8 protein-coding genes and 1 tRNA gene are annotated in these 14,054 nt (G+C 62.7%); all 9 read right to left on the bottom strand.

The window, feature by feature from the left end:
- Window positions 1-95: 95 nt before the first annotated feature.
- The 9 genes from ACTQX9_RS05355 to gdhA all read right to left on the bottom strand — a co-directional run bounded on the left by ACTQX9_RS05355 (window position 96) and on the right by gdhA (window position 13,859).
- A complete protein-coding gene (locus tag ACTQX9_RS05355) occupies window positions 96-1,439 on the bottom strand; it encodes a bifunctional folylpolyglutamate synthase/dihydrofolate synthase (protein ID WP_441540688.1) in 1,344 nt (447 codons plus the stop codon).
- A gap of 246 nt (window positions 1,440-1,685) precedes the next feature.
- Window positions 1,686-4,382 carry a valine--tRNA ligase gene (locus tag ACTQX9_RS05350; protein ID WP_441540687.1) on the bottom strand — a complete coding sequence of 899 codons (2,697 nt, stop codon included), beginning with the start codon at window positions 4,380-4,382 and terminating at the stop codon, window positions 1,686-1,688.
- Window positions 4,383-4,690: 308 nt separating this feature from the next.
- Window positions 4,691-6,106, bottom strand: coding sequence for an ATP-dependent Clp protease ATP-binding subunit ClpX (gene clpX, locus ACTQX9_RS05345; RefSeq protein WP_427794736.1), 1,416 nt, complete (start codon window positions 6,104-6,106; stop codon window positions 4,691-4,693).
- Window position 6,107: 1 nt separating this feature from the next.
- A complete protein-coding gene (locus ACTQX9_RS05340; RefSeq protein WP_022095182.1) occupies window positions 6,108-6,728 on the bottom strand; it encodes an ATP-dependent Clp protease proteolytic subunit in 621 nt (206 codons plus the stop codon).
- Window positions 6,729-6,891: 163 nt separating this feature from the next.
- A complete protein-coding gene (tig, locus tag ACTQX9_RS05335; protein WP_441068066.1) occupies window positions 6,892-8,193 on the bottom strand; it encodes a trigger factor in 1,302 nt (433 codons plus the stop codon).
- Between the two features lie 88 nt (window positions 8,194-8,281).
- Window positions 8,282-8,365 (bottom strand) — tRNA-Leu (locus tag ACTQX9_RS05330).
- Between the two features lie 271 nt (window positions 8,366-8,636).
- Window positions 8,637-11,468 carry a molybdopterin-dependent oxidoreductase gene (locus ACTQX9_RS05325; RefSeq protein WP_441540686.1) on the bottom strand — a complete coding sequence of 944 codons (2,832 nt, stop codon included), beginning with the start codon at window positions 11,466-11,468 and terminating at the stop codon, window positions 8,637-8,639.
- Window positions 11,468-12,370, bottom strand: coding sequence for an FAD binding domain-containing protein (locus tag ACTQX9_RS05320; RefSeq protein WP_441540685.1), 903 nt, complete (start codon window positions 12,368-12,370; stop codon window positions 11,468-11,470). The genes ACTQX9_RS05325 and ACTQX9_RS05320 overlap by 1 nt, the downstream gene beginning before the upstream one ends.
- Window positions 12,371-12,503: 133 nt before the next feature.
- The gene (gene gdhA, locus ACTQX9_RS05315; protein ID WP_154515369.1) at window positions 12,504-13,859 is read right to left on the bottom strand and encodes an NADP-specific glutamate dehydrogenase; all 1,356 of its coding nucleotides are present in this window, start codon (window positions 13,857-13,859) and stop codon (window positions 12,504-12,506) included.
- Window positions 13,860-14,054 lie beyond the last annotated feature (195 nt).

The raw sequence follows: 14,054 nt of genomic DNA, 5'->3' as shown, positions 1-14,054 counted from the left end.
TGCGATTCTCGGCATGGTTGAGGGTAGCCGGTCAAACGTAGTAGATAGGCCCATTTCGTGGCGAGCAGGCAAACTAGCTACCCTACGGAAGGGATCTAGCGTAGCAGACCGGCAACTTCGCCGGCCAGGGTGATGGTACCTGCTGCTACGAAGGGCTCGCCTGCAGCCTCAAAGGCTGCGAGGGCCTCGGACACGCTGGGGTACACGCCTGCGAGCTTATCGGAGTCCACCAGGGCAGCAAGCTCCTCCGCCGGCAGGGCGCGATCGGAATCGGTCTGTGTGACGACCACGCGCGGGAAGGCCGGGATCAGCACGTCGACGATACCCGCCACGTCCTTGTCTGCCAGCGCGGCGCACAGCAACGTGGGGCGATTCTCTACGCACGGATCGATCTCGTCCAAGGCGCTCACAAAGTTCTCGCAGCTCTGGGGGTTATGGCAGGCGTCGATCAGCTTGAGCGGATCGGTTCCCAGCACATCAAAACGGCCCGGCGTGGCACAGCCCATAAGCGAAGCATCAAGCGCCTCGTGGTCGAGCTCGCGACCCAGATACCCCTCGCAGAGCATAATCGCGCACGCGGCATTCTGCGGCTGATACGCCGGCTTAACCATGCTCGACGTATAAATCGCACGCGGCGTGGTACAGCTAAACTCAACCGTATCGCCCACATGCGCCGGCACCTTGGTCGTGGCGTGGCTCACCACCAGCGGCACCACACCACACTCGCGACAACGGGCATCCATAACGCGCTGAACGCTCGGCTCATGCGTGCCCTCGCCCAGCACAACCAGGCGTCCGGGCTTAATGACGGCGGCCTTCTCCCCCGCAATGGCCTCGAGCGTATCGCCCAGAATGCGCGTGTGATCGAGTCCGATGCCCGTGATGGCAACGGCAACGGGATCGGTCGCGCTCGTGGCGTCCCAGCGACCGCCCATGCCGACCTCCAGCACGGCGGCATCCACGCGAGCCTCGGCAAACACCACAAGCGCGGCGGCCGTCAGCAGGTCAAACGGCGTGATGGTATAGGCACGCTCCCCCGCCACCACGCGGCGCGCATTCACTCGATGCCCCGCCTCAACAGCAGCAGAAACGCCACGGGCAAACGCCTCATCGCTCACGACGTGCCCATCGACCTCCATGCGCTCGGGATAGCGAACAAGCTGCGGCGACGTATAAAGCGCAGCCTTGAGCCCCTCGCCGCGAAGGATAGCAGCCGAAAAACGCGCCGTCGAAGTTTTGCCATTGGTACCGGCAACCTGAATGCAATCAAAGTACTCGTCCGGCCGCCCCAGCTCATCGAGCATATCGACAACTGTCTCGAGCAGAGGACCAGCATCCCCAGAAATCCGCCCCGTATCGGCAGCAAGCCCCACAGCCTCACCAAACGAAAGCAAATCAAACTCAAAAGGAACGGTATACAAGCCAGAACGCTTAGGCATTTTCAGAACCGCCATTCATAGAAAAATAAAACAGTATAGGTTGAGGATAGTCAGCGAAAACGCCTCTGATGAGCCAAGGTGCCGTGAAACAAGGGCGCATAGGGCTTATGCCCATGCGCCCGAAGTTGAACGGCAGATTGGCCATCAGAGGCGTTTGCAGCGTCGAGTCAGCCGCCGTTCGTTAGAACGGCGGAATAGGTGTCCGCAGTAGCGAGCAATGCCCCAAACCACGTCCCCCAGTAACGCCTACGAGAAGTCAGCAACCTGAGCAGTCAGCGCCTCCAGGATCTCCTTGAGCTCAGCTGCACGGTCCCTCTTCTTCTGGACCACCGCGGGCGCGGCCTTGGCCACAAAGCCCTCGTTGGCGAGCGTCTTCTCGCAGCCGGCGAGCTCCTTCTGGGCCGCGGCAATCTCCTTCTCCAGACGTGCCTTCTCGGCCGAAAGGTCAACCTTTCCCTCGAGCACCACAAAGACCTCGACGCCGCTGTCGACCACGGCGATGCTCGCGGCCGGCTTCTCAACATCGGTACCCATGACCAGCGAGGCGGTATTGGCCAGCGGCTCGATGGTCGAGCGCAGGCTCTCGAGCTTCTCGATGTCCTCGGCACCGGCACGCACGACCACGTCGAGCTCGGCCTTGGGGCTCAAGCGATAACGCGAACGCGTGGCACGGGCGGCAGAAACGACGGTGCGACACAGCTCAAACGCGCGCTCGGCGTCCTCGTCGACATACTTGACATAGTCGGCAGGCTCGGGCCACTTGGCGATCATGAGCGCCTCGGCGCGGTCCACGTTGCCCTCGGCGTCCAGGTCGAGCACGCTCGCCGGCATGTTGTCCCAGATCTCCTCGGTGACAAACGGCATGAGCGGGTGCATCAGGCGAATAGAGGTATCGAGCACAAAGATCAGGTTTCGCTGCGCCTGCAGACGGCCCTCGCCCTTCAGGCGCGCCTTGGTGACTTCGACGTACCAGTCGCAGACCTCGTTCCAGAAGAACTGCTGAACGCCGCGGGCCATGTCGCCAAAGGTGTAATTCTCGATGCCCTCGGTGACCATCTTGACGGCCTTGGCCAGACGGCTGAACATCCAGGCGTCGGCCGGCGTCTCCACGACGGGCTCGCCGGGCGTGTAGCCCTCCATGTTCATAAGCAGGAAGCGGCTGGCGTTCCAGATCTTGGTCACAAACGACTTGGCCTGCTCGGTACGCGGGCTGTCGATAAGCTTCTTGGTCTTCTTATCGATGTTCGCGTCAAACTTGACGTCCTGGTTGTTGGTGCAGAGCGTCAGCAGGTTGTAACGCATGGCGTCGGCACCGTACATGCCAATGAGGTCCATGGGGTCAACGCCGTTGCCCTTGGACTTGGACATGCGGCTGCCGTCCTTGGCAAGAATCGTCGGGTAGATGACGACGTCCTTAAACGGCACCTCGTCCAGGAAGTACAGCGAGCTCATGACCATGCGGGCGACCCACAGCGCGATGATGTCGCGCGCGGTGACGAGCGCCGTCGTGGGGTGATGTCCCTCGAGCAGCTCCGGCTTTTGCGGCCAGCCCTGCGTGGCGAAAGTCCACAGCTGCGAGCTGAACCAGGTGTCCAGCACGTTCTCGTCCTGATGCACGTGATGACCGCCGCACTTAGGGCACACGTCGGTGTCCTCGGTAAGGGCATCCTCCCAGCCGCAGTCCTCGCAGTAGAACACGGGAATACGGTGGCCCCACCACAGCTGGCGGCTGATGCACCAGTCCTTGAGGTTCTCCATCCAGGTGGTATAGGTCTGCGTCCAACGCGCGGGGTGGAAGGTCACCTTGCCGGAGTTGACGGCATCGAGCGCCGGCCCCTTGAGCTTGTCGACGGCCACAAACCACTGCTCGGACAGCCACGGCTCCAGTGCGGCATCGCAACGGTAGCAGTGCATGACGGAGTGATCGTGATCCTCGACGTGATCGAGCAGGTCGTGCTCCTCAAACCACTTGATGACGGCCTCGCGGCACTCCTCGCGGGTCATGCCGGTAAACTCGCCGTAGCCCTCGACGACCACCGCATGCTCGTCAAAGATGTTGATCTGCGGCAAGTCGTGGGCCTGACCCATGGCGTAGTCGTTGGGGTCGTGGGCCGGGGTGACCTTGACAAAGCCGGAGCCAAAGTTGGCGTCGACATGCCAATCCTCAAAGATGGGGATCTCGCGGTCGACGATGGGGAGCTTGACGGTCTTACCCACAAAGGCGGCCTTCTCGGGGTCCTTCGGGGAGACGGCCACGCCCGTGTCGCCGAGCATGGTCTCGGGGCGCGTAGTGGCGACGACGATGTAGTCCTGGCCGTTGACCGGCTCGGTCAGCGGGTAGCGCAGGTGCCACAGGTGACCTTTCTCGTCCTTGTACTCGGCCTCGTCGTCCGAGATGGCGGTGGTGCAGTTGGGGCACCAGTTGACGATGCGCTTGCCGCGGTAGATCAGGCCGTCGTGGTACCAGTCGCAGAACACCTTGCGCACGGCCTGGGCGTAGTCCTCGTCCATGGTAAAGCGCTCGTTATCAAAGTCGACGGAGCAGCCCATACGCTTGATCTGCTCGACGATGATGCCGCCGTACTCGTGGGTCCAATCCCAGCAGGCGTCGACAAACTTATCGCGGCCGATCTCCAGGCGGCTGATGCCCTCGCTCTTGAGCTTCTTGTCGACCTTGGTCTGCGTGGCGATACCGGCGTGGTCGGTACCGAGCACCCAGCGGGTGGACCTACCGCGCATGCGGGCCATGCGGATGATGGCATCCTGGATGGAATCGTCGGTGGCGTGACCCATGTGGAGCTTGCCGGTCACGTTGGGAGGCGGAATGGTGACAGTGCAGTCGCCCACGCCCTCACGGCGCTTGTAGTAGCCGCCGTCGAGCCACTTCTGCAGGATCGCCGGCTCGTTGGTCGACGGATCGTAGTTTTTGGGCATCTCTTCCATATATCTCTCCCGTCCCACCGGGGAGGAATGTAGGCCCGCCAGGGTCTGCATTCCTCCCCCTAGGTATCAATTACTTCAGTCTGATACGACTTCGCTGAGGCTTAAACAAACACACAGAATAACACAGGTAGTTGGGGTTATTGCGTATATATAAAATAGCCTCCGACCGCGGGTGGTCGGAGGCTATTCAAATTCACATTTGCGAAACCTACCATTTAGGGACAGGTTTATTTTGGTCGGTTTTATATGGGCAAACATCATTCTCCCTGATAAAACCTGCCAAAATAAACCTGTCCCTTTTTGGCAGGTTAGCCGTAGATGCGCTGGGGCTGCTCGGTGCCCTTTACGGAGGCTTCGGTCACGATGACCTTGGCGACTCCTTCCTCGCTCGGCAGGTCGAACATCGTCTGCTGCAGCACGTCCTCGCAGATGGAGCGCAGGCCGCGGGCGCCGGTCTTGCGGGCAAGCGCCATGCGGGCAATCTCGTGCAGGGCGGCGTCCTCAAACTCAAGTTCAACGTCCTCGAGCTGGAACATCTTGCGGTACTGACGCACAACGGCGTTCTTTGGCTCGGTCAGGATCGACACCAGGTCGTCCTCGTCGAGCGCCTGTGTCTGGGTGACGACGGGCGTACGTCCCACAAACTCGGGAATCATACCAAAGGCGTTGAGGTCCTGCGGGAGCACCTGACGCAGCAGGTCGTTCTCGTCGACCGAGGTGGGGCCGGCGATCTCGGAGTTAAAGCCCACGCCCTTGTTGCCCACGCGATCGGCGATAATCTTGTCCAGACCCACAAAGGCACCGCCGCAGATAAACAAGATATTGGTCGTGTCGATCTGCAGCAGCTCCTGCTGGGGGTGCTTGCGGCCGCCGGTGGGCGGAACGCTTGCCACCGTGCCCTCAAGGATCTTAAGCAGCGCCTGCTGAACGCCCTCGCCCGAAACGTCGCGGGTGATGGAGAGGTTCTCGGCCTTGCGGGCGATCTTGTCGATCTCGTCCACGTAGATGATGCCGACCTGCGCACGCTCGATATCGCCATCGGCAGCATTGATGAGCTTGAGCAGGATATTCTCCACGTCCTCGCCCACGTAACCAGCCTCGGTGAGTGCGGTGGCGTCGGCGATGGCAAACGGTACCTCGAGGATGCGCGCGAGCGTCTGGGCGAGCAAGGTCTTACCGGTACCGGTGGGACCGAGCAGCAAGATGTTGGACTTGGCGAGCTCCACCTCGTCCATATCGTCGTCGAGCCGCGAACCCGCACCCGAGGCCTCGTCAAAGGCCGAAAGCGCGGCGCCGCCCTCGATCACGCGACGGTAGTGGTTGTACACGGCAACCGACATGGCGCGCTTGGCGTCTTCCTGACCCATGACATAGGCCGAAAGCTCGTCATAGATCTCGTGCGGGGTCGGCACGTGCGTGATGACCTGACGTACGTCGTCCTCGAGCTCAAAGCCCTCGGGCTCGGGATCCATGGCAGGCTGCCCGGCAGCCTGACCGTGGTCGTTGAGGAAGCCCGGCAGCTTGCCGTTGCAGGCGGCATCCATAAAGTCCGAAGCCAGCGACTCCTCCAAGATCTCGGAGCAGGCGGCAACGCACTCGTCGCAGATAAAGATGTTGGTAGGGCCCTTTACAAGGCGGCGCACCTGACCCTGCTCTTTTCCGCAGAAGGAGCAGCGGATGGGGTTGCCGTTCTCGTCAAAGTTGTCCTGCATGTTACCGGCCATCCTAGGCGTCCTTCGCGGCAAGATCGCGCGAGGTGACGATACGGTCGATCAGGCCGTAGTCAAGCGCCTCGGCAGCGGTCAGGTAGTTGTCGCGCTCGGTATCGGCCTGGACCTTCTCGATCGGCTGGCCCGAGGCGTCGGACAAGATCTGGTTGAGCTCGCGACGGGTCTTCTTGATCTCCTCGGCCACGATCTCGATCTCGGTCTGCTGACCCTGGGCACCGCCACTGGGCTGGTGAATCATGACCTTGGAGTGCGGCAGGCAGAAGCGCTTGCCCTTGGCGCCGGCCGAAAGCAGCACGGCGGCCATAGACGCGGCCATACCGACGCAAATGGTGGAGACCTGCGGCTTGATAAAGTTCATGGTGTCCAGAATCGCCAGGCCGGAGTAGACCTCGCCACCGGGCGAATTGATGTAGAGCGAGATATCCTTCTCGGCATCCTGGCTCTCAAGATGCAGCAGCTGGGCAACGACCAGGTTGGCGCTGACGGAGTTGATCTCCTCGCCCAAGAAGATGATGCGGTCGTTGAGCAGGCGCGAATAGATATCGTAGCTGCGCTCGCCGCGCGGCGTCTGCTCGATAACGTATGGCACGAGGGCGGAATCGAACTTAGCGATCATACGCATCTCCATTTCTCTCTTGCGGACCAAATTGGTTCTAGATAAACGTACGGTGCCCGCATGCTATGCATTGGCTGGCACCGTACGAAGCAACCGAATAACCGGTTTATAACTTTACCCCATCACGGGCGCCTGCATGCGCTCGCGGGAAAGGTGGCGAGAATTACTCGGCGTCCTTGGCGGTCTCGTCGACCTCGGTCACCTTGGCGTTCTCGACCAGGTGGTCGACGGCCTTGGAGCGACGGATGGACTCGCGGACGGCAGGCATGCGTCCATCGGCGATGAACTCGGCCTTGGAAGCCTCGACGTCCTTGACGCCAGCCTTCTCGAACTCGGCGTTGACGTCGTCCTCGGTGACCTCGATCTTGAGCTCACGGGCGAGGGCGTCGAGCGCCAGGGACTCGCGGGCAACGTCGTTGGCCTGCTTGTGCAGGTCGCCGATGAACTGCTCCATGGTCAGGCCGGAAGCGGGCAGCCAGGTGTCCAGCGTCATGCCGCGGGCAGCGAGGTTGGACAGGAAGTTCTGGCCAAGCTCCTCAAAGACAGACTGCTCGTAGTCGGCGTCCATCTCCTCGAGCTGCAGGCGCTCGGCGAGAGCGGCGACGCAACGGTTCTCCTTCTCGGCCGGAAGGCGGGAAGCCTTGTCCTGCTCGATCTCGAGCTTGATGGCGTCGCGCATAGCGTCGATGCTGTCGAAGCCAAAGTCGGACTTGACGAGCTCGTCGGTGAGCTCGGGGGTGTTGCGGACCTTGATGCCCTTGACGGTGACCTCGACGGTGTGAGTCTCGGCCTCCTCGCCCTCCTCGACCTCGTCGGTCCAGGTGACGGTCTTGACGTCGTCGACGTTAGCACCGATCAGAGCCTCGTTGAACTCCTTGGGGTTGCTGTCGCTACCGGCGATGAGCATGCGGCCCTCGGCAGCGAAGTTGTCGGCGTTCTCGACAGCCTTGAGGTCGACGGTAACGTAGTCCTCGGCCTCGACGGCACGATCCTCGACGTCCTCGAAGGTAGCGCGGTAGTTGAGGAGCATCTCGACCTGGTTGTTGATCTCGGACTCGGTGACCTCCGCGGGAGGCATCTCGATCTCGACGGCGTCGTAGGAGGAGAGCTCGGCGGCAGGACGCAGAGAGAACTCGACGGTGTAGGTGTAGTCCTCGTGATCCTTGGCGAGGTCGAGCTCCTTGTAGTCACCGTTCTTGGTGGGGACGATGTCCAGCTCGTTGAGGACGGCGGGCTCGTTGGCGGCGATCAGATCGTTGGTGGCCTGGGCGAGGGTGGCCTCGGCGCCAAGAGCAGCGTCGATGACCGGACGGGGAGCCTTGCCGGCACGGAAGCCCGGGAAGCGGTACTTCTTGGCGGTGTCCTTGTAGGCCTTCTTGATCGCGGCGTCGACGTCGGCGGCCGGGATGGTGACCGTAGCGGTGAGCTTGGCGTCCTTGACGTCAGAAGCGGTGATGTTCAACACGTTCCTCCTCATACTGCCCAGCTTATCTGAGGTGCTGGTACCTTTATGCAACAAAGTGTCGCGACGGCCGAGGCCGACGCAGGTGCGTTGGTGCGGGCGAAAGGACTCGAACCTTCACGGGAATCCCACCAGAACCTAAATCTGGCGCGTCTACCAATTCCGCCACGCCCGCATGAGCGCACAGACTAGGAATGATAGCAGATACGAACGGCAAGCGCACGCACACCTTTTTAGGCCCACGACCTCACCACGAGTTACAGCGGAACAGGGTAGCTAATTTGGGACGGGGCTTTTTTAGCTACCCCGCTTGTGGGGGTTGCTAAAAAAAGCCCCGTCCCAAATTAGCTACCCCCATCGGCTATCTCCCGCAGCCCACAATTCGGTTGAAAAGTGGGCTGCGGTTTCCCCGGGCTAGGCAAAGGGCGTCGACAGCGACTCCTCGCCTACTCCCCCAGCAGGGCCTTCTCGGGCGTGATCGGCAGCGAGCGAACCTGGTGGCCGGTGGCGTGCGCCACGGCCGAGGCAACGGCGGCGAGCGGTGTGTTGATGACGACCTCGCCGATCGACTTGGCGCCAAACGGGCCCGTCGGCTCGTAGCTCGGCTCAAAGGCCACGCGAATGCTGCCGATATCCAGGCGCGTGGGCAGCTTGTAGCTCATAAAGTTGCCGGTGCGCAGGCGGCCGCGGTCGTCGTGCTCGACAATCTCGTAGAGTGCGTGACCGATGCCCTGGGCAATGCCGCCCTCGGCCTGGACGCGCGCGAGTGCCTCGTTGATCACGGTGCCGCAGTCCACAGCCGCCGCATAGTCCACCACAGTCACCTTGCCGGTGGCCTTGTCGACCTCGACCTCGGCAATGCCGGCCATAAACGGCGGAGGCGAAACGGGCAGGCAGGCAGAAGCATGCGAGGTGAGTGCGTCGCCGCCCGCGATGTTCTTGACGCACAGGTTGGCAAAGTCGCGCAGCGTGAGGTAGCGGCCGCACTCGCGAGCGGCGCGCTCGTCAGACAGACGCACGTACTGGCCGTCGAAGACCACGTCGGCGGCGTCCACGTCCCACATCTGGGCGGCCTTGGCGCAGATCTTCTCGCGCAGCTCGGTCGCGGCATTCTTGGCTGCCAGGCCCGTCACGTACGTGCCCGAGCTCGCGTACGAGCCGGCATCGAACGGCGAGACGTCGGTGTCCACGCCGCGCACCACGATAAGCGAGCTCTCCACGCCCAGCTCCTCGGCGGCAATCTGCGCCAGGATCGTGTCGACACCCATGCCGTTATCGGTGGCGCCGGTGCCGATGGTAATGAAGCCGTCCTCCTCCAGGCGCATGTCGATGCCGCCGATATCCACGTTGGAGATGCCCGAGCCCTGCATGGTGAGCGCGCAGCCCAGAGCACGCACGCGGTCGCCCAGGTCCACGGCCAGCGGCTTGTCGCGCCAGCCGATCATGTCCATCGCACGCAGCAGGCAGCGGTCGAGCGCGCAGGCGTTGAGCTTTTCGTTGTAGTACTGCGGCATAATCTCGCCCTCGCGCACGATGTTCTTAAGACGCAGGTCGGCGGGATCCATGTGCAGCATGTCGGCGAGCTCGTTGACGGCGCTCTCCACGGCAAACTGGCCCTGGGTGGCGCCGTAGCCGCGATACGCACCGCCACGGTTGGTGTTGGTGTAGACGGCGTCCCACCTAAAGCGGCTCGCCTTCACATGGTTGTAGATGGGCAGGCTCTTGTGACCCGAGAGGCCGATCGTCGTGGTGGCATGTTCGCCATACGCGCCGGCGTTGGACAACGTGTGCAGGTCGATGGCCGTGATGGTGCCGTCTTTCATGGCGCCCAGCTTGACGGTCATCTGCATCTGGTGACGCGAGTTGCCCGCAGTGATGGTCTCCTCGCGGGTGTAGCAGCAATAGCTCGGACGGCCAGTCTGCTGCGTCACGAACGCCACGAAGATCTCGCAGCAGCCCGTCTGCTTGGAGCCAAAGCCGCCGCCGATGCGCGGCTTAATAACCTGCACCTGCGACTGCGGAATGTCGAGCGACTGCGCGACCATGCGGCGCACATGAAAGGGCACCTGCGTGGAGGTGGTCACCGAGATGCGGCCGAACGCGTCGGTCGTCGCGAAGGCACGGAAGGTCTCCATGGGCGCGGTCTGCGTGGCCTGGCTGGTGTAAGTGCGCTCAAAGACGATGTCGCTCTGGGCGAAGGCCTCGTCCAGGTCGCCAAAATCGCTGGTACCGCTGCACACCAGGTTGCGAGCAACGTCGCCGCCCTGCGGGAACATAAAGGTCACGTCGCCCTCGGGGTGGACCACGATGTCGTTATCGAGCGCCTGGGTAAAGTCGAGCAGAGGCTCGAGCACCTCGTAGTCGACCTTGATGAGCTTGAGTGCCTTGTCGGCGGCTTCCTCGGTCTCGGCGGCGACGATCGCCACCTCCTCGTTTTGGTAGCGCACCAGGTTCTCGAGGATCAGGCGGTCGTAGGGGCTCGGCTGCGGATAGCTCTGGCCGGCGATGGTAAAGCGGCGCTTGGGCACATCCTCGTAGGTGTAGACGCCCACCACGCCGGGCACCTTCAGGGCGCGCGACGTATCGATGGAGCGGATCTTGGCACGGGCATACGGGCTGCGCTTGAGCTTGACGATAAGGGCGCCGGCGGGCACCAGGTCTCCTGTGTAGACGGGACGCCCCTCGAGCAGGGCCTTCGAGTCCTTCTTGGGCTGCTTATGGGTGATCTGCTTGTACGAGACGCCATCGCAGCTGGTGTCGTTGACCGGAAGCTCGGGCATCTCAAAGCCCACCTGCACGCCGGACTCGTTAAGGAAGCGGACGATGGCGCGCAGCTGGCTCTCGTAGCCGCTGCAACGGCAGAGGTTGCCGGCCAGCTGGCGCGACAACTCCTCGCGCGTGGCGACGAGGCTCGGGTCCTCCTTGGCGGCGCGGGCAAGCGCCAGCACGTTCATGATGAGGCCGGGGGCGCAAAAACCGCACTGCTCGGCGCCTTCGGCAGCCATTGCGTAGGCGAGCGCCTCGGACTCGGCCTTGAGGCCCTCGAGTGTGGTGACGGAGCGGCCCTCAACGCGCGCAGCGGGAACCGAGCAGCTCAGCACCGGGTCGCCGTCGAGCCACACCGTGCACAGGCCGCAGTTGGTGGTTTCGCAGGCGCAGCGCACCGACGCGCAGCCCTGCTCGCGCAGCAGCGCAAAGAGCATGGTGTCGGGGTCAATCTGAACCTTGACCTTGCGGCCGTTGAGCGTAAAGGAAAGATCGATGAGTTTGGCAGCCATTAGCGCACCTCGCTAGAATCGACGCCGGGCACGCGGCGGCAGGAATACTCGTCCGTGGCAAACTTAGGCACTTGCACGCCCTCGAGCTCGCGGGCAAGCGAGGCCGAAAGCTCGATGCCGGCGGCGCGGCGCACGGCCTGCACGGCAAGCGGCGCCGAGATACGACGACGGTACTCGGCCGAGCCCCACAGGTTGGTGCCGTAGCTCAGTGCGCGTACGGACGCGGCCAGGGCGCGCAGCTCGTCCTCGGAAGGCTGCTCGCTCACCAGGCCACATGCCTCGCCCTGCAGCAGGGTCGCGCGCAGCGGGCGGGCGCCCACAGTGACATGCCATCTGTTGTCCCACCAGGCGGCGGTGACGTTTAAGGAGGGGAAGTCGGTCGCGGCCTTGCGCACGGCCTCGTAGCTTGCACGGTAATCGTGCTTAACGACCACGACGCGCTCAATCACGTCGCGCACGTAACCCATATCCACGAACTCGGCGAGCGGCACGCGACCGGCCCCCGTCAGCTCAACGTATGAATCGAGCGCCAAAAAGGCCGAGAGCACGTCCGAGAAACCAAAGCGACCGTAGATGCTGCCGCCCACCGTGGCGGTGTTGCGCAGCTGCACGCCCACGATATCGTGGACGGCGAACTCAAAGACATGGTTGACAAGCGCGTTGAGCTCGGCATGGCGCTCGAGCTGGCGCAGGGTGCACATGGCACCGATGCGAAACTCGGTCTCGGTCTCCTCGATCTGATCGAGTCCGCAGGCCGAAAGGTCAATCGCCGTCGCCACGCGACGCGAACCCAGGCGCATCCAGATGCCGCCGCCCACAATCTTGTTGTTGCGGTTCTTCTGTAAGAGCTCATAGGCTTCGGCCGCGTTTCCAACGCGAACGTAGGTACCGAACTTGAGCACGTTCTCCCCCATCTCTTCACTTGTCCAGTACCTCTAAGTGTACCAAACGAGGGCGCACAGCCCTCGCCACCATAGAAAAAGGCTCCCAGCCGGATGGCTGGGAGCCTCATCACATGCTATGTCAAGCGAAGATTTAGCAGACGCCCTGGGCGAGCATGGCGTCGGCGACCTTCAGGAAGCCGGCGATGTTAGCGCCCATGACAAAGTTGCCCTCCTGGCCGTACTCCTTGGCGGTGTCGTCCACGTTGTGGAACATGCCGCGCATGAGCTGCTCGAGCTTGCCGTCGACCTCCTCGAAGGTCCAGGACAGGTGCTCGGCGTTCTGGCTCATCTCCAGGCCGGACACGAGCACGCCGCCGGCGTTGGCAGCCTTACCGGGCATAAAGGCGACGCCGTTCTCCTGGAAGTAAGTCGTGGCCTCGATGGTCGTGGGCATGTTCGCGCCCTCGCCGACCACCTTGCAGCCGTTGGCGACGAGCGCCTGGGCGTCCTCGAGCAGCAGCGTGTTCTCGCGAGCGCAGGGCAGCGCGATGTCGCAGGGCAGCTGCCACACGCCGCGGCCGTCGCCCTCGTGCCACACGGCGTTGGGCTTCTCGTCAACATACATGGCGAGCGTGACGCCCTTGTCGTGGCCGGAGCGCTTCTTGTTGTAGACGTGCTCGAGCACGGTGTAGTCGATGCCGTCGGGATCCTCGACCCAGCCGTGGGTATCGGAGCAGGCGAGCACCTTGCCGCCGAGCTGAGCGACCTTCTGGACCGCGTAGATAGCGACGTTACCGGAGCCGTGAACGACAACGTTCTTGCCCTCGAAGGAGTCGCCGCGGCTCTTGAGGTACTCGTCCACAAAGTAGACCAGACCGTAACCGGTGGCCTCGGTACGGGCGAGCGAGCCGCCAAAGGAGAGGCCCTTGCCGGTAAGGACGCCGGTCCACTCGTTGGTCAGGCGCTTGTACTGACCGAACATGTAGGCAACCTCGCGGCCGCCAACGCCCAGGTCGCCGGCGGGAACGTCGGTGTTGGGGCCAATGTGGCGATAGAGCTCGGTCATGAAGGACTGGCAGAAGTGCATGATCTCGTTGTTGGACTTGCCCTTGGGGTCAAAGTCGGAGCCGCCCTTGCCGCCGCCCATGGGAAGGGTGGTCAGGCTGTTCTTGAGGATCTGCTCCAGACCCAGGAACTTGAGCATACCCAGGGTGACCGTCGGGTTAAAGCGCAGGCCGCCCTTGTAGGGTCCAATGGCAGAGTTGAACTCGACGCGGTAACCGCGGTTGACCTGAACCTTGCCCTGATCGTCGACCCAGGGAACACGGAACATGACGATGCGCTCGGGCTCGACGAGGCGCTCCAGCAGGGCGGCCTCCTCGTACTCGGGGTGGGCGTCGAGCGCCGGCTGGATGGTGCCGAGGATCTCGGTCGCGGCCTGGATGAACTCAGGCTGCTCGGGATAGCGGGCCTTGAGCTCTTCGAGAACTTTCTGCGTGTAGCTCATGCTTCCTCCAATGATGGGAAACGAAAATGTCGGTCACGGCACCCTATGCGCCGCGAACTTTATCGTGTATGGATAATATCGCACTGTTGCAGCAAAGTTTCGCATAAGCCGACGAGCAGATGTTTCGTTTTGATTACGATGCAGGTAGAAGCGTTTTTGAGCGCCCGACGTACAAATCGCGTGTTTCGAAGCTGT

The organism is Collinsella sp. LCP19S3_F2 (genome assembly GCF_052121015.1).
Taxonomy (GTDB): Bacteria; Actinomycetota; Coriobacteriia; order Coriobacteriales; family Coriobacteriaceae; genus Collinsella.
This window is presented reverse-complemented; position numbering and strand designations above follow the sequence as displayed.